Below are 16610 nucleotides of genomic sequence, written 5' to 3'. Positions count from 1 at the left end.
TCCGGGCTGGCCTCGGGGGTGGCCACCGCCGCGCTGGCCGCCTCGGGCCCGCGGCCCGTCCGCGTCGTGGGGGTGGAGCCCGAACTGGCCGCCGACGCGGCCGAGAGCCTGCGCACCGGGAGCCTGGTCGCCTGGCCGCCCGAGCGCACCCATCGCACCATGGCCGACGGGGTGCGCGTGTGCCTGTCCGAGCTGACCTTCGCCCACCTGCGCGCCCGCCTGGACGAGGTCGTCACCGTGACCGAGGAGGAGATCGCCCGCGCCGTCGCCGCACTCGCCCACGGGGCACGTCTGGTCGCCGAGCCCAGCGGGGCCCTGGCCGCGGCCGCGGTCCTGGCGGGCCGGGTGCCCACCGCGCCCGGACGCCCGCAGGAGACGGTCGCGGTCGTCTCGGGGGGCAACACCGACCCGGAGCTGTTCGCCCGCCTGGTGTCGTGAGCCGCGGGACCGGACGGGGCTGAGACCGCCCGCCGGGGTCCGGGGCCGCGCCCGGGCGGCGCCGGTCTCAGGCGCGGGAGCCCCCGCCGCCGGCGGGCCCGCTCCCGTTCACCCGCTCCCGCTCGTCCGCGCGCGCCGCCACGGGGTTCGCGCGCCGGACGGCGGGAGCGGCGCGGTCCTCGCGGCGGCGCATGGCCATGTCCGACAGGGCGGCCAGACCGAAGGCGATGACGACGGCGGCGACGACCAGCACGGTCCACAGAGCGGTACCGAAGGAATCGGGGTCGATCATGGGTGCTCCGAGGGGATCGGGGGTTGGACGTGCCGACAGCACAACCGTAATAGGCGTTAACTTTCGGACCCGCCGCTAGCGGCGGTGAGCTGGGTCATACACGCGTCACCGCGCGTCCGCGCGCCGCACGCGGCGGGGCCCGGGTCGGCTTCACACGCCGTCCCGGGCCCCCACCGGGCGAGCCCCGAGCCCCTACAGGATCGAACCCGGGGAGTATGCGGCCGCCTCCGGGTGCGCGGCCACGATCGCGTCGATCCGCTCCACCACGGCGGCCACCTGGTCGGCGGCGGCACCGGTGAAGGTGATCCGGTCGGCCAGCAGCGCGTCCAGCTCCTCGCGGCCGAGCGGGAAGCGCCCGTCCTCGGCCAGGCGGTCCAGCAGCCGGTTGCCCGCGCCCTCCTGGCGCATGGCCAGGGCCGAGCCCACCGCGTGCTCCTTGATCAGCTCGTGGGCGGTCTCGCGGCCCACCCCGGCGCGCACCGCGGCCATGAGCATCTTGGTCGTGGCCAGGAACGGCAGGTAGCGGTCGAGTTCGGCGGAGACCACCGCGGGGAAGGCGCCGAACTCGTCCAGCACCGTCAGCATCGTCTCCACCAGCCCGTCGAAGGCGAAGAACGCGTCCGGCAGGGCCACCCGGCGCACCACCGAGCAGGACACGTCGCCCTCATTCCACTGGTCCCCGGCCAGCTCACCGGCCATGGACGCGTACCCGCGCAGGATCACGGTCAGACCGTTGACCCGCTCGCACGAGCGCGTGTTCATCTTGTGCGGCATGGCCGAGGAGCCCACCTGGCCCTCGGCGAACCCCTCGGTGACCAGCTCGTGCCCGGCCATCAGGCGGATCGTCTTGGCCAGCGACGAGGGCCCGGCGGCCAGTTGCACCAGCGCGGTCAGCACCTCGAAGTCCAGCGAGCGCGGGTAGACCTGGCCCACGCTGGTGAAGCGCCGCTCGAACCCGAGGTGGGAGGCCACCTCGTCCTCCAGCGCGCTGAGCGCGGCGCGGTCCCCGCCCAGCAGGTCCAGCATGTCCTGCGCGGTACCCACCGGGCCCTTGACACCGCGCAGCGGATAGCGGGAGATGAGCTCCTCAAGCCGCCCGTGGGCCACCATCACCTCGTCGGCGATCGACGCGAACCGCTTGCCGAGCGTGGTGGCCTGCGCCGCCACGTTGTGGGAGCGGCCCGCCATCACCGTCTCGCCGTACTCGGCCGACAGCCTTCCCAGCCGGGCCAGCAGCGCCACCACCCGGTCGCGCGCCAGCAGCAGGCTGTCGCGCACCTGGAGCTGCTCGACGTTCTCGGTCAGGTCGCGAGAGGTCATGCCCTTGTGGACGTGCTCGTGCCCGGCGAGGGCGTTGAACTCCTCGATGCGGGCCTTGACGTCGTGGCGGGTGACCCGCTCGCGCTCGGCGATGGAGGCCAGGTCAACCTGCTCCAGGACCTTCTCGTAGTCCTCGACCACACCGGCCGGGACGTCCACGCCCAGACGCGCCTGGGCGCGCAGCACGGCCAGCCACAGCCGCCGCTCGGCGACCACCTTGTACTCGGGGGACCACAGCCGGGTCAGCTCCGCGGACGCGTAGCGGGCAGCCAGGACATCAGGGATCAGCGGTTTCGCACTCACGTCGTCCGACCCTATCGTCCTGAGCTGCGACGGGCGCGCGGCCACTCCCCCCGAAGGCCCCGGGCTCCGAGCAGCGGCGACGCGGGGAGGTCGGCGAGCGCCCGGACCGGGACCGGGAAGGTAGGGCCAGCCCCACCTCCCACCAGGTGGCGCAGCCGATTCCGGTGTGCGCCGGGACCGCCTAACTTTGGGTCATGGCCACCCCCGAGGAGTCCCCGAACGCGCCGCGCACCCTGTTCCAGGCGCTCGGAACCAGGCGTTTCCTGCTCACCCCCTGGCCTTGGCGCGGCCTCGCCTACAGCGGCGGCACGGTCCTCGTGGCCTCCGTCCTGTTCTTCGCCGCCTTCCCCGTCCTGGCCCTCTGGGCGGCGCTGTTCATGGCGTGGACCGGGGAGCTCCGGGCCTTCGACGACTACGGCGGGATCGTGCTGGTGCTGGCCCTGTGCCTGGCGTTCACGTTCCTGTTCGGCCCGCTGGTCGCCATCCCCCTGGGCGCGCTGGAGCGCTGGCGCCTGGGCCTGGTCGGAGGCGGCCCCCGAGAGAGCGGGCACCGCGAACCGGTCCCCGGTCTGTGGGGATGGGTGCGCACCCGCTACACCGAGGCCGCCACCTGGCGGGAGGTGGCCTACGCGGGGCTGATGCTCCCCCTGTCGGGGATCACCGCCACGATCACCGGTTTCCTGCTGCTGTTCGCGATCGTCCTGGCCTCCGGTCCGCTCCTGCTGGACGACGGCCCCGGCTCCGTCATCGACCTCGGACCCGTGACGCTCACCTCCGGAGCCGAGGCGGCTCCCTACACCCTCCTGGCCCCGCCGCTGTTCGTCGTCCTGCTCTACGTGTCGGCGGCCCTGGCGGGCCTGCACTCCCTGCTGGCCCGCACCCTGCTGGTCGGCCCGCCCAAGGGGGTCCTGCACGCCGAACTCAACCAGGTCACCCAGTCACGGGCCCGCCTGGTCAACGCCTTCGAGTACGAGCGCAGGCGCATCGAACGCGACCTGCACGACGGCGCCCAGCAGCGCCTGGTCGCCCTGTCCATGGACCTGGGCGTGGCCCGCCTGGACCTGGAGGAGGGCAGCGAGGCCGACCAGCGCGTGGTCGCCGCGCAGGCCAAGGCCGACGAGCTCATCACCGAGCTGCGCGAACTGGTGCGCGGCATCCACCCCCGGGTCCTCACCGACCGGGGACTGCCCGCCGCCCTGGAGGAGCTGGCCGACCGCTGCCCCGTGCCCGTGACGGTGCACGCGCGGATAGGCGCACGCCCGCCCGCGCACGTGGAGGGCACCGCCTACTTCGTGGTCGCCGAGGCCCTCACCAACGTCTGCAAGCACACCACGGCCGACGCCGCCACCGTGCGCGCTGGTACCGAACCCGGCGGGCCGGGTCGGCCCGACACCCTGCTGGTGGAGGTCACCGACCACGGCGCGGGCGGTGCCGACCCCGCCCGCGGGTCCGGGCTCACCGGGCTCAGGGACCGCGTCGCCGTCATGGGCGGCACAATGGAACTGTCCAGCCCCGAGGGCGGACCTACCCGAATCCGAGTGGAGCTTCCGTGCGGACCCGTTCCCCCGACACCGCTGGCGTGACCCCCGACGCGCCCCCGGTGCCCACCGTCCTGGCCGAGGACGGCGTCCTGCTCAGAGAGGGGCTGTCGGGAATCCTGGAGCGCTTCGGCTTCCCCGTCGTGGCCTCGGTCGGCGACGCCGAGGCGCTGCTGTCGGCCGTCGCCGACCACGAGCCCGGCCTCGTGGTCACCGACATCCGCATGCCGCCCGGCTTCACCGACGAGGGGCTGCGGGCCGCAGTCCGGCTGCGCCGCGAGCGCCCGGGCCTGGCGGTGGTCGCGCTGAGCCAGTACGTGGAGCTGAGCTACGCCACCGACCTGCTCGACTCCGGGAGCGGCCAGGGCGTGGGCTACCTGCTCAAGCAGAGGGTGGGCGACGTCCGCGAGTTCGCCTCCGTGCTGCGCCGGGTGGTGGACGGCGAGACCTTCGTGGACCCCGAGGTGGTCCGCCAGCTCCTGCGCCGCCGCGCCGACCCGCTCGAGCGCCTCACACCGCGCGAGCGCGAGGTCCTCGCCCTGATGGCCGAGGGCCGCTCCAACGGGGCGATCGCCCGCCACCTGGTGGTCAGCGACGCCGCCGTCGGCAAGCACGTGGGCAACATCCTGGCCAAGCTCGACCTGCCCCAGGACGAGGGCGTGCACCGCCGCGTCCAAGCGGTCCTGGCCTACCTGCGCGGCCGCCCCGTCTGAGCCGACCCGCCCCCGCACGGCCGGGACGGCGCCGGGCGCTCAGCCGGACTCGGCCGTGCACCAGTCGACCATGACGGCGGTCTCCCCGCCCACGACCCAGCCGTCGTGCCCGGGCGGGATGAAGACGACCTCTCCCGGCCCGAACTCGCGCTCGGTTCCGTCGTCCATGCGGCAGGCCAGGACGCCCGAGACCATGTAGCCGCAGTGGGTCCTCACGCAGCTGTCCGTGCCCTGGAGGGGCCGCAGGTGCTCGGACCAGCGCCAGCCGGGCATCAGGGTCAGGCGCGTGACCGCCCGTCCGCCGACGCTGACGACCTCCATGCGGCCCCGCTCGAACTCCTGGCTCTGCTCGGCCTCGTCGAACCGGGCCCCCTGGGGGGTGTCCGCGGACCCCTCGTCCCAGGCCTGGACCACCGACTCGTGCACGATGCGCCCGTCCCGCAGGTCGAGCATTGCCATGCTCATGACCTGACCGCCGTCGGGGTAGGTGCACCGCTCGGTGACGGCGACGTGCTCGCCGTCGGAGACGCACTGGAGCACCTCGTGGGTCATCTCGCGCGAACAGACGTCCCGCAGGGCCCGCCCGATCTCCTCCCTGCCGCGCAGGACCGTCGGTGCGCTGGGAGGGGTCCGCCGGTCGATCGTCTCCATCGAGGCGTCGTCGCTGTACTGGGCCGCCAGCTCCTCGGCGTCGGCCGACTCCACGGCACGGACGTACCGTTCGGTGTCGAAGGACGGGTGGCCCTGGGGTGGGGCGGACATGGCTCGCCTCCTCGGCTCGCTGCGACCGCCCGCGGACCGAGCGGTCCCACTACCCAGACTGCTCCCGGTCCGCCTCCCGGTTCGCCCAAGGCCCGGTCACGAGTCGGCCTCGTCGCGGACCCGCCGCGGGCCGGGGTAGCGCCGGACCTATCATGGAGGTGCGGAGCCGTCACGGTGCGAACTCCCCCCGCAGCCCGTAGGAGACCGGATGCAGCCGACCGTCGCCGCCCCCGAAAGCGTCACCTGGAAGATCCACCTGGACCGGTCGATGTGGGTGGCGGGCGTGCGCGCCCTCATGCTCCAGGCCCTGCACCCCGTGGCCATGCAGGGGGTGTGGCAGCGCTCGGACTTTCGCTCCGACCCCACCGGCCGCCTGATGCGCACCGCCCACTTCGTGGCCGTCACCACCTACGGCAGCCCCGCCGAGGCGGACGCGCTCGGCGAGCGCGTCCGCCGGGTGCACCGCGCGCTGTCCTTCGCCGACCCGGCCACCGGCCGCACGCACCGGGTGGACCGGCACGACCTGCTGGTGTGGGTGCACTGCGCCGAGGTCTCCTCCTATCTGGAGAACGCCGTACGCGCGGGCGTCGCGCTGACCGCCCGCGACGCGGACCGCTACCTCGACGAGCAGTCGCGCACCGCCGCCTACGTGGGCCTGTCGCGCGAGGACGTGCCGCGTTCGGTCGCCGACATGCGCCGCTACCTGGCCTCGGTCCGGCCCGCCCTGCGCGCCACCCCCGAGGCCCGGCAGGCGGTGCGCTTCCTGCTGTGGCCCAAGGTGCCCGAGCGCCTGTCCTGGCTGGCCCCGCTCAAGCCCCTGTGGTTCCCGGTCGGCGCGCTGTCCTACGCCACCCTGCCCGCGTGGGCGCGCCGCGCCTACGGGATCCTGCCCGAGGCCCCCGGCGGGGACGCGGCGGCCACCACGTCGCTGCGGACCCTGAGGGCGGTCCTCAACCGGGTGCCCGAGCGCTACTACAACCTCCTCTTCGACGAGGCCACCGTGCGCAGCGCAGAGGAGGCCAGACAGCGGCTGCTGGAGGCCGGGTACGAGGCCGAGAACGGGTTCCGGGCGCTGCGCGCCCGCACCCTCTTCCGGGCGCCGTCGGCCTCCGCCGCGGTGTCCTCCCCGCCGTCCGCGGACGCCGGGGCCGCCGCGGAGGCCTGAGACGGGTTCGCCGCCCGGGCGCGGAGGCGCCCGTGCCCGGCCCCGTCGCGGGCGGTCGCGCCTTCGCGCAACGGTTGGCCGGGCCGGGGGATCGCCCCGGGTAGCGTGGAGGGTGTCCCGTGGACCGAGGGGGCCGTGATGAAGCGCCGCGTACGCCAGTACAGCCTCGTCATGGGAGCGTGTCTGCTCCTGTTCGCCGGTGCGCTGCCCGTCTACTACCTCTTCGGCGCGGGATGGGCGGTGGCCATGTCCGCGGTGGCGGCCGTCCTGCCGCCGGTGGCCGCCGCCCTGGGCAGCATCGCCGACCCAGACGACCCGGAGGACCGCGACAACAGGTACGGGCCCAACGCGGACTGACCGCCCCCGGTCCGGCGGGGGCGCGCGACCCCCGTCACGGGTCCGACGATCCGACGCGTAGTATTCCGGCGGAACCGGGCACCGCACGCCGCCAACGCTGCGGGGCGCCCCGCCGTCCAGGGGGAGGAACGCGTGACCCACACCGGTGCCGAGGACCTCTCGGCGGAACCGCTGACCGGCGCGGTCCGCGTGCTGCGCGTGCGCCACGACGACCCGCGCGTGCGGGGGCTGCTCGACGGGCTGCTGGAGGAGTACACCGAGCGCTACGGCGCCGAGGGCGCGGCCGACGAGCTCGCGCGCTACCCGGTGACCGAGTTCGCCGCCCCCCACGGCCGTCTCGTGCTGGCCGAACTGGACGGGGAGATCGTCGCCGGAGGCGCCGTGCGCCCCTACAAGAAGGACCGGGCGGCAATGGCCGACACCGCCGAGTTCAAGCGCGTCTGGACCTCGGGACGCCACCGCCGCCTCGGACTGGCCAGCCGGGTGATGACCGCGTTGGAGGAGGCCGCCCGCGATCTGGGCTACACCCGGGTCCTGCTGTTCACCGGTCCCGCCCAGCCCGAGGCGGTCGCCTTCTACACGCGGATCGGCTACCGGGAGGTCGACCCCGCCGACATCGACGAGCTGCCCCACCGCACGGCCATCCCCTTCGCCCACGACCTGGTGTGAGGAGGCTGGCGACCGGCCACCGGAGGGCCTCTCCCGAGGCCGGCGCCCGCGGCCTCGGGGGAGGCCGCCGCAGGGGTTCGCGCCGGGGGCGTCCACGGCCTCCGGCGGGCCCGGTCGCGTTATGGCTTCCGGTATGTCCGCGCGACGGCCGCACCCCGGGGCCTCCCCGTACGATGGGTGGCCAGGGCCGCCACAAGCGGCCACGACGCCGGACCCGCGAGGAGACGCACGACGTGAGCGAGCAGCAGCGCCCCCAGGACGAGACGAACGCCCCCGTGTTCACTCCCCGCAAGAACGGGCAGGCGCAGTCGGTCTCCGACGAGCTCGCCGCGTGGATGACCACCGGGTGGGCCGACACCGAGCGGCGCGACCTGGAGCCCGTCGAGCAGGCCGGGCACACAGCCCGCCGCCGCGCCGCGCTCAGCGCGGCCTTCCCCGGCGACCGCCTGGTCGTCCCGGCCGGGCAGCTGCTCACCCGCTCCAACGACACCGAGTACCCGTTCCGGGCGGCCACCGACTACGCCTACCTCACCGGTGACACCTCCGACGGCGGCTGCCTGGTATTCACGCCTCGCGCCGGGGGCGGGCACGACGCGGTCCTCTACCTCAAGCCCCGCTCCAACCGCGACAACGGCGAGTTCTGGCTGGGCGGCTACGGCGAGCTGTGGACCGGCCGCCGCAACAGCCTCTCCGAGGCAGCCGACCTGTTGGGCGTGGCCACCGCCGACGTGACCACGCTGCCCGGCGTGCTGCGCGCGGGCGGCGCGACCACCCGCATCGCGCGCGGCCACGACGCCGAGCTCGACGCGGTCGTCGACGGGCTGCGCGCCGACGCCGACGAGGAGGCCCGGGCCAAGTACGCCCAGCTCGACGAGGACCTCTCCGTCACGCTGGCCGACCACCGCCTGGTCAAGGACGAGTGGGAGATCGCCCAGCTCCAGTCGGCCGTGGACGCCACCGTGCGCGGCTTCGGCGACGTCGTCAAGGCGCTGCCGCAGGCCAAGGACACCTCCGAGCGCTTCATCGAGGGCACGTTCTTCCTCCGCGCCCGGGTGGAGGGCAACGACGTCGGCTACGGCACCATCGCCGCCTCCGGCGCCAACGCCACCACCCTGCACTGGACCCGCAACGACGGCCCGGTGCGCGAGGGCGACCTGCTGCTGCTGGACGCGGGCGTGGAGACCACCACGCTGTACACCGCCGACGTCACCCGCACCATGCCGGTGTCGGGCACCTTCACCGACGTGCAGCGCCGGGTCTACGACCTGGTGTACGCCGCCCAGGAGGCCGGTATCGCCGCCGTCGCCCCGGGCAGGCCGTTCACGGCCTTCCACGAGGCGTCCCAGCGGGTGCTGGCCGAGGGCCTCGTCGAGTGGGGCCTGCTGGAGGGGCCGGTCGAGCGCGTCCTGGAGCTGGGCCTGCAGCGCAGGTACACCCTGCACGGCACCGGCCACATGCTGGGCATGGACGTGCACGACTGCGCGGTCTCGCGCCAGGAGGTCCACCTGTACGGCGATCTGGAGCCGGGCATGGTGCTCACCGTCGAGCCGGGCCTGTACTTCCAGCCCGACGACCTGACCGTCCCCGAGGAGCTGCGCGGCATCGGCGTGCGCATCGAGGACGACGTGCTGGTCACCGAGGAGGGCCGCACGGTCATGTCGGCCGGTCTGCCGCGCTCCTCCGCCGAGGTGGAGGCCTGGCTGGCCGAGCGCATGCCGCGCTGACCCCCTCCGGACACACGGCGGGACCGCCTCCTAGCGGGCGGTCCCGCCGTCGTGCGCGGCGGGTGCGAGGAACGCGTACGCGCCCCTTCCCGCGCCCAAGAGTGGCCCATGCCTCGCCACAGCACGTTTGGGCAGGAGGCTGCGCGGCCAGCGGGAGGGGAGGGGAATCCACCGAGGAGGAGGTTCCATCCCATGGCAGAGCACACCCACGGAACCCGGCCGCGCGTCTTCGCCTCGCCGGGACGCTACGTCCAGGGACGGGGCGCCCTGGCCCGGCTGGGCCCGCTCGTCTCCGACCACGGCTCCCGCCCGCTCGTCCTGGTCGACGACGTCGTCCGCGGGCTGACCGAGGACGTCCTCACCGCCTCCTTCCGCGAGGCGGACCTGCCCCTGGCCTTCGAGCGCTTCGGCGGCGTTCCGACCGGGGCCGAGGCCGAACGCGTCTCCGGGACGATCCGCGACGGCGGCCACGACGTGGTCATCGGCCTGGGCGGCGGGGCCGCGATCGACACAGCCAAGGCCGCGGGGGACGACACGGGGGTCCCCTGGGTCAGTGCGGCCACGGTGGCCTCGACCGACGCGCCCACGTCGGCGCTGTCGGTGGTCTACACCGAGTCGGGGGCGTTCGAGTCCTACCGCTTCTACGACCGCAATCCGGCGCTGGTGGTGGTCGACACGCAGTTCGTGGCAGAGGCGCCCACCCGGTTCCTGGCCGCCGGGGTCGGCGACGCCCTCGCCACCTGGATCGAGGCGCGCGCGGTGCGCAGGGCGCACAGCACGAACATGGTGGAGGGCCTGCCGACCCGTGCGGGCACGACCCTGGCCCGCCTGTCCTGGGACATCCTGTGGGAGTCCTCCCTGCCCGCGCTTGAGGCGGTGGACCGCGGCCTGGTGACCCCGGACGTGGAGGCCGTGGTGGAGGCCACCACGCTGCTGTCCGGCCTGGGCTTCGAGTCCGGCGGTCTGGCCGCCGCGCACGCGGTGCACGACGGGCTGACGGCGGTGGACGAGACGCACCACCTCGCCCACGGGCAGAAGGTCAACATCGGCTCGCTCACCCAGCTCCTGCTGGAGGGCGCCCCGGCCTCGGAAGTGGACGAGTTCGCGCGGTTCACGGCCCGCGTGGGCCTGCCGGCCACACTGACCGAGGCGGGGCTGGGCGACGCGGACGACGAGGTGCTCGACCGGGTCGTGGCCGCGGCGACCGCGCCGGAGGAGACCATCCACAACCTCGCGTTCACGCCCTCGGCCCGGGACGTGCGCGACGCCCTGCGCGCGGTGGAGGGGGTCGGCCGCCGCGCCCGCCGGGAGGCCGGGCTCGGGGAGCCGCAGGCGCCCGGGGCCCACTGACCGCATCCGGGCGCCGCTCTCCCCGCCGGGGCCGGTCGGTCCGCCGGGCTCAGTCCAGCGGCTCGGCCAGCCGGGCCAGGTCGGTTTCCGGGTGCCCGGCAAGGAAGGCCCTGGTCCGGGCCGCCCCGTCCGGCGCGTGCCCGCTCGTGGACCAGGGCCCCGGTGGCCGTGACGCCGTGCTCGTAGGTGAGCCGGGGCCGGTCGGGAGGAGGAGCGGGCTCGAGCACCGACCGGCGGCCGTCGGCCAGGACCACGCGGTGCACGGAGTTGTAGGTGCCGCCGGTGAGCACGGCGCGTTCGCGCACGCGGGCGCCGCCGCCGAAGGCCTCGCGCACGAGCGCGTCCAGGAGGGTGTCGTCGGGATCGGGGTCCATGGCGGGGTGGGGGAGGGGCATGCCCGCACCCTGGTCCGGCCGGGCCCGACTCCGCGGGTCGGTCCAGTTGGCCCGCGGCCGACTCCGCGCCGAAACCACCGCTGGGGACCGGAAGGCCGCTGGAGCGAAAGCCCTAGCGTCACATCGTCAACATTTCTGGTCGGCGCTCTCTAACGTCTCTTCGGAGGAGGCGTGCACCTCCGCACGGACGTCGTGCGAGGTCATCCCCGCGGGTCCGGACGGTCGGGCGGTTCCGGAGGCCACGAGCGGCCGAGGCCCCCGACCCCCGAGGTTTCGCCGGGGCCGAACGGGATAGCCGGGATAGCACCCGGCCGCGTGCGGCGGCCGAAGAACGAGGGGGCACCGACCATGGGCGCATCATCGGGCGCGGGCCGCGCACTGCTGCTGGGGCTGGCCGCGGGGTCGCGCAGCACGCTCGGGGGCGCGCCGCTGTGGCACTCGGCGGGGAGGGGCAAGCGCGCGCTCATGGTGCTGGCCGCGCTCGGGGAGTTCTCCGGGGACAAGCTCCCCGGCATCCCCAGCCGCACAGCCGCGCCGAGCCTGACGGCCAGGGTGGTGAGCGCGGGCACCGGCGGCGCCCTGCTGGCACGGGGAACGGGCACGTCGACCGTCTTGGCTACCGTCCTCGCCGCCGCGGCCGCGCCGGTCGGCGCCCTGGCGGGGGTGGAGTGGCGGCGGTACTGGAGCGGTACGGGCCGCCCGGCCTGGATCGGCGGCCTCGTGGAGGACGCCTGCGCGCTCGCGCTGGCGCGCACCGCCTGCCGGGGGCTGCCCGCGGACGGCTCCGCCCGCTGCTGAGGGCCCGCGTCCGGGACCCGCGACTGAGAACCCGCGGCCCGCGTCACGCCCGGCCGGTCCCGGCGCGCGCTCCGCTCTCCGTCCTCCCGGCGTCGGACCGGACCCGACTCCACTTTCGGTCACACCCCGTTTGCGGTCGGGTCGAATCCGACGTCAACACCGGTCACACCCCACACGCCATGAACCCGGAACCGGTACCGGACCGCCGTGGCGGGTTTGTTGCGCCGACGGTGCGGTTATGGTCCAGAACACACCGCTGTTCCGGGAACGGGCGGATGGTCTGGAGCGTTGGGGTACCTCTGGGGAGGTTCCGCGAACCCTCCGGACGAACCCTTTCGAACACCACGATCTGAGGACATCTGTGACCGGGCAGCCCACTCCACCCACGGCCGAGACCGCTTCGGCCTCAACGCAGGACGACAAGAGCGCGCGGGCGGGGCGCTTCATCATCCCCCTGCTCCTGGTCTCGGCGTTCGTGGTGATCCTGAACGAGACGATCATGGGCGTGGCGCTGCCCGCGCTCAACAGGGACCTCGGCATCTCCGTCTCCACCGGACAGTGGCTGACCTCCGCCTTCATGCTCGTGATGGCCGTGGTGATCCCCGCTACCGGCTTCCTGCTCCAGCGCTTCCACGTACGCCAGGTGTTCATCACCGCGATGACCCTGTTCAGCATCGGCACGCTGCTGTGCTTCCTCGCCCCCGGTTTCGGCTTCCTGCTCGTGGGCCGCGTGGTCCAGGCGGCGGGAACCGCGATCATGATGCCGCTGCTCATGACCACCGTGCTGAACGTGGTCCCCTCGGACCGACGCGGCCGCACCATGGGCAACATCTCCATCGTCATGTCGGTCGCGCCCGCCGTCGGCCCGACCCTGGCGGGCCTCATCCTCAGCGTGCTCGACTGGCGGTGGATGTTCGGCCTCGTCCTGCCCATCGCGGTCCTGGGCCTGGTCCTGGGCGTCCTCTTCATCCGCAACGTCACCGAGCCGCGCACCGCCAGCATCGACGTCCTCTCGCTCCTGGTGTCGGCGGTGGCCTTCGGCGGGCTCGTCTACGGCTTCTCCGGCTTGGGCGGGGGCGAGGCCACGGCCGTGGTCCCGCCCTTCGCCTCGATCGGTGTCGGCGCCGTCGCACTGGTGCTGTTCGTGTGGCGCCAACTGCGCCTCCAGCGCCGCGACCGCGCCCTGCTGGACCTGCGGGTGTTCGGCTCCACGCAGTTCCGCGTCTCGATCGGCCTGGTCGTGATCAGCTTCATGGCCCTGTTCGGCACCCTCATCCTGCTGCCGGTCTACATGCAGAACGTCCTGGGCCACGACACGCTCGTCACCGGCCTGGCCCTGCTGCCCGGCGGTCTGGTCATGGGCCTGCTCGCCCCTGTGGTCGGCCGCCTCTACGACCGCGTCGGCCCGCGCCCCCTGGTCATCCCGGGTTCGGCGCTGGTGTCCCTGGTGCTGTGGGGCATGACCCTGCTCGACGCCCAGACGCCGGTCGGCTTCGTGATCGCCGCCCACATGGCGCTCAGCGTCGGCCTCGGCTTCATGTTCACCCCGCTGCTCACCGGCGCACTGGGTTCGCTGCGGCCCGAGCTGTACTCGCACGGCAGCGCCGTGGTCGGCACCGTGCAGCAGGTCGCGGGCGCGGCAGGCACGGCGATCTTCGTCGCGATCATGTCCGGCACGTCGGCGGGCCTGCTCACCGACGGGCTCACCGAGGTCAACGCCCAGGCGGGCGGCGTCCACGCGGCCTTCCTGGTCGGCGCGGTGGTCTCCGTCGTGGCCTTCGCACTGACCTTCCTCGTGCGGCGCTCGCAGGCCGCCGCCCCGGAGGGTGGCGCTCCCACCCCGGCCCACTAGGGGCCGCGGGGCCCGTGAGGGCCGTGGGCACAGGTAGAAGGGGCGCCGGGGGACCAGTCCGCTAGGTCTGGTCCCCCGGCGCCCCCGTCGGTTCCACGCCCCGCGAGCGGACGGCCGCCCCCTCCCGGCCGCGGTGTCCGGGGCCGCGCCGCGGGTCAGTCGGCGGCCAGGACGCGCTCGAAGGAGCGCTCACCGGCCTGGGAGGAGGCCACGGGGTGGTACGCCGCCGTGTTGACGTGGGTCTCGGTGACCTCCACACCGGTCACCCGCGCGCCCGCCGCCCGGTCCCCGCCGTCGAGCAGGTCCTGGGCGACCCTGCCCAGCATCACGGCGACGGCCTCGACCGTCGGGTAGGGAAGGTCGCGGGCGTAGCGCTCGGTGTCGCCGGGCGAGGCCGCCCCGAACCGGTAGACCTTGCTGCCGTGCTCCGCCAGGACCGCGGCCAGCGGGTCCCCCGCGCCGAGCATGGCCCCGTGGTCTAGGTGGGTGTCGACGAAGGCGCGCAGCGCCTTCTTGAAGGCGCCGAACTCCACGACGGTGCCGTCCCCGCCCAGAGCGGGGGCGCTCACGCTGACCTCGGCCCACCAGGAGTGGCCGTGCAGGTTCATGCACTTCCCGCTCAGGTGGGGGAGCCTGTGGGCCGTCTCGAAGTTGTGCCGGACTCGGATGCGGTGCGTCATCGGGACTCTCCTTCGCGTACGCGGTCGGGCCGGGCGCCCCGGCGTCCGATGGGGGCGTGGCGCCGGGTCGGGCGGGCGGGGCGCCGACCGCACCGCGCGCGGCCGTCCGTGTGGCGGTTCCGGCTCCGGCCGGGTGGGGCGGACGGCGCGGTGGGCGGCTCGGATACGGCGGAGCTGGGTCGGCATCGACGGTGGTCCGAAAGTCGGCGGGTCGGCCGTTTCCATGACACGGGCACACATGCCGCCCCGCTTTCGTCCTTCGCGCCGACGACTGACACGATGGCATCTCCCCGCTGCTCCCGGGAAAACCATAGTTGATTATTCGGCGCAGCAGCAGGGGTGTGAGGGGTGGTTTTTCGGATCGGGTCAGGCCCCGATCTCTCCGAATATCAAGATTTCAGGAAAAAGTATGCGAACGGAAATTCGGGATGAAAGGTCCGAGTTTGCGTGGCGGGGGGAGCGCGGCCCCCGCCGCGCCGCCGCGGGAGTGTAGCGCCAGGTCGGGAACGCCTCCTGCCGTGCTTCGGCCCCGGCCCCCGCAAGGCCCCCGGGGTGCGGCCCCACGGCGCCGCAGGGCGCACGTCCTTCGTGGAGAAGGGTGCGGGGCCGCTGGTTGCCGGATTTCCACAAGGGGTGGAACCCCCTTTTCCGGTCCCGCGGAAACGCCGGACCGGCCTGGGCCGGGGCCGTGTCGCGGCGATCGGCCGCCCTCGTTGGAGCGGCCCTGCGCGTCTGCGGGGGGCCGGTCGTGTCGGTGCGTGTGTCGCCAGGCCGTGTCGGATGACGTTGAATGACATGCGAAATACCAATTTATGCCCTGTTCGCATGATGAGCAGAGGATTTCGTGCCGGACCGGCCCCGGGTGCCTTTCGTTTCTTCCGGGGGTGGAGATTGTTTCCGCGGGAATGTATTCTGGAGGCGTCTTCACGATTTCGCTGCAATGCTCCTGGGCTGGTCTTTTCGAGGATCAATTCCGGGAGGCTGCAGGTCCCGTTGTCCATGAGAGCGACTTCGTCCACCCCGCGAGAGCCGACACGACCCGGATGGGCGCGCGGCGGACACGGGCCCCGGCGGAGGCGAAAGCCCTCGCCCACCGCTCCCCGCGCCTTCTCCCCTGCACCGGGACGGCGAGGCGCGGCCCGCACACCGATCGACGGCGGCCGCCGCCCCGGCCGCCGTCGGTCGGGAGCCCGCCCCGGACGCCGGACCCGGAGGGCGCGCGCCGGGACCCCCGGCGTCGGCGGACCCCTCACGCCCCTCCCCACGACCACGAGAGGTGAGTCAGACATGGCAGAAGCACGAACCCGAGCACCGGCACCCGGCAACGCGCCCGAGGGGGCCGGAGACCCTTCACGGTCGTCCCTGGACCAACTACTGGAGCACGACGCCCTGGGGCCCGCGGACCTCATGCCCACGCGGTACCGGGGGCCGCGGAGCGTGACCGGCGACGGGTGGGTGGAGTTCGCCACCCGGCTGGAGCGCGGTGAGGAGCTCGCCCTCATCCGGAGCCTCACGGCGGCCAACCGCCGCGTGCTCGACGTCGGCGGCGGGATCGGGGAGATGGCGCGCACCGTCGCGGCGAGGACGGGCTCCTGCACGGCCATCGAGCCCCACCCCCAGTTGGTGGAGGCGATCCGCGACGAGGCCGCCCGCGGTGTGGTGGAGGTCCGCGCCGGAACCGCCGAGGACATCCCCTTCCCCGACGACTCGTTCGACGCCGTCTACAGCGCCTGGGTCCTCCAGTACGTCGAGGACATCGAGCGGGCCGTCGCGGAGATGGTCCGGGTCTGCGACCCGGGCGACCCGGAGTCCAAGATCGTGCTGTTCGCCGCGGGGTCGGGCAACGAGCTCATGAGGCTGGTCAACGAGGTCTGCGTGCCGATCGCCGAGGAGCCCTACGACCACCACGGCTACCTGTTGTCGCAGGCCGCCCGTGCGCTCGCCTCCCGGGGCTTCGGCGACTTCTCCCTGCACCGCGCCGAGTCCTCGATCCGGTTCGACGGGGAGGAACCGGACGAGCGGGCCGCGACCGCGGCGGCCGTCCTGACCGGGTTCTGGTACGAGCTGCACCCCAGGGCCGAGGAGATCAGGAGCGCGCTGGAGTCCGCCCTGATCCGCCACTTCGCGCTCCGGCCCCACGCGATCGGCGACCAGGCAGCGGTTCTGGTCGCCCGACCGGGAGCCTGATCCCGGTGGCCGGGCCGTCGCGGCACGTCCGCCGACGGACGGCCGTCCGGGGTGGTCGGACCGTCTC

Annotated in this window: 15 protein-coding genes; 11 read left to right on the top strand and 4 right to left on the bottom strand. The window is 74.0% G+C overall.

Annotated elements, in window-relative coordinates; genetic code table 11:
* A partial coding sequence (locus ABD54_RS20200) for a pyridoxal-phosphate dependent enzyme (RefSeq protein WP_047871083.1) occupies nucleotides 1–438 on the top strand: 438 nt, incomplete at its 5' end.
* A 67-nt stretch (nucleotides 439–505) separates the two neighbouring features.
* On the opposite strand, the gene ABD54_RS20195 is transcribed toward ABD54_RS20200, so the two are convergent.
* Nucleotides 506–730 carry a hypothetical protein gene (locus tag ABD54_RS20195; protein ID WP_047871082.1) on the bottom strand — a complete coding sequence of 75 codons (225 nt, stop codon included), beginning with the start codon at nucleotides 728–730 and terminating at the stop codon, nucleotides 506–508.
* A gap of 192 nt (nucleotides 731–922) precedes the next feature.
* Nucleotides 923–2353 carry an adenylosuccinate lyase gene (purB, locus tag ABD54_RS20190; protein ID WP_047871081.1) on the bottom strand — a complete coding sequence of 477 codons (1431 nt, stop codon included), beginning with the start codon at nucleotides 2351–2353 and terminating at the stop codon, nucleotides 923–925.
* 194 nt (nucleotides 2354–2547) lie between these two features.
* Here purB and ABD54_RS20185 point away from each other — a divergent pair, with 194 nt between their 5' ends.
* A complete protein-coding gene (locus tag ABD54_RS20185; RefSeq protein ID WP_047871080.1) occupies nucleotides 2548–3936 on the top strand; it encodes a sensor histidine kinase in 1389 nt (462 codons plus the stop codon).
* A complete protein-coding gene (locus tag ABD54_RS20180; RefSeq protein ID WP_047871079.1) occupies nucleotides 3903–4604 on the top strand; it encodes a response regulator transcription factor in 702 nt (233 codons plus the stop codon). Before ABD54_RS20185 ends, ABD54_RS20180 begins: the two co-directional genes overlap by 34 nt.
* Before the next feature lie 39 nt (nucleotides 4605–4643).
* Here the strand turns inward: ABD54_RS20180 and ABD54_RS20175 are convergent, their stop codons facing one another.
* Complete coding sequence (locus ABD54_RS20175) at nucleotides 4644–5366, bottom strand: nuclear transport factor 2 family protein (protein WP_047871078.1); 723 nt, start codon at nucleotides 5364–5366, stop codon at nucleotides 4644–4646.
* Nucleotides 5367–5574: 208 nt separating this feature from the next.
* On the opposite strand from ABD54_RS20175, the gene ABD54_RS20170 reads away from it, so the two are divergent.
* From ABD54_RS20170 to ABD54_RS20140, 7 genes are all read left to right on the top strand, one after another.
* On the top strand, nucleotides 5575–6531 hold the full coding sequence (locus ABD54_RS20170) for an oxygenase MpaB family protein (RefSeq protein WP_047871077.1): 957 nt from the start codon (nucleotides 5575–5577) through the stop codon (nucleotides 6529–6531).
* 138 nt (nucleotides 6532–6669) lie between these two features.
* Nucleotides 6670–6888: a DUF3099 domain-containing protein gene (locus ABD54_RS20165; protein ID WP_047871076.1), complete on the top strand. Its 219-nt coding sequence runs from the start codon at nucleotides 6670–6672 to the stop codon at nucleotides 6886–6888.
* Between the two features lie 132 nt (nucleotides 6889–7020).
* Nucleotides 7021–7557 (top strand): GNAT family N-acetyltransferase, encoded by a 537-nt coding sequence (locus ABD54_RS20160; protein WP_047871075.1) that lies wholly within the window; start codon nucleotides 7021–7023, stop codon nucleotides 7555–7557.
* A 233-nt stretch (nucleotides 7558–7790) separates the two neighbouring features.
* Nucleotides 7791–9281, top strand: a complete 1491-nt coding sequence (locus tag ABD54_RS20155; RefSeq protein ID WP_047871074.1) for an aminopeptidase P family protein — start codon at nucleotides 7791–7793, stop codon at nucleotides 9279–9281.
* 192 nt (nucleotides 9282–9473) lie between these two features.
* Nucleotides 9474–10631 (top strand): glycerol dehydrogenase, encoded by a 1158-nt coding sequence (locus ABD54_RS20150; protein ID WP_047871073.1) that lies wholly within the window; start codon nucleotides 9474–9476, stop codon nucleotides 10629–10631.
* 743 nt (nucleotides 10632–11374) lie between these two features.
* A complete protein-coding gene (locus ABD54_RS20145; RefSeq protein WP_047871072.1) occupies nucleotides 11375–11824 on the top strand; it encodes a hypothetical protein in 450 nt (149 codons plus the stop codon).
* A 361-nt stretch (nucleotides 11825–12185) separates the two neighbouring features.
* Nucleotides 12186–13676: an MDR family MFS transporter gene (locus ABD54_RS20140; RefSeq protein ID WP_047871071.1), complete on the top strand. Its 1491-nt coding sequence runs from the start codon at nucleotides 12186–12188 to the stop codon at nucleotides 13674–13676.
* Nucleotides 13677–13831: 155 nt separating this feature from the next.
* Here the strand turns inward: ABD54_RS20140 and ABD54_RS20135 are convergent, their stop codons facing one another.
* The gene (locus ABD54_RS20135) at nucleotides 13832–14356 is read right to left on the bottom strand and encodes a 6-carboxytetrahydropterin synthase (RefSeq protein WP_047871070.1); all 525 of its coding nucleotides are present in this window, start codon (nucleotides 14354–14356) and stop codon (nucleotides 13832–13834) included.
* A 1287-nt stretch (nucleotides 14357–15643) separates the two neighbouring features.
* Here ABD54_RS20135 and ABD54_RS20130 point away from each other — a divergent pair.
* Entirely contained in the window at nucleotides 15644–16543 is a 900-nt protein-coding gene (locus ABD54_RS20130) for a class I SAM-dependent methyltransferase (RefSeq protein ID WP_047871069.1), read from the top strand.
* Nucleotides 16544–16610 lie beyond the last annotated feature (67 nt).

This window comes from Nocardiopsis sp. RV163, from assembly GCF_001029525.1.
Lineage (GTDB): Bacteria > Actinomycetota > Actinomycetes > Streptosporangiales > Streptosporangiaceae > Nocardiopsis > Nocardiopsis dassonvillei.
Note: the sequence above shows the minus strand (reverse complement) of the source record. Positions and strands in the feature narration are given on the sequence as shown.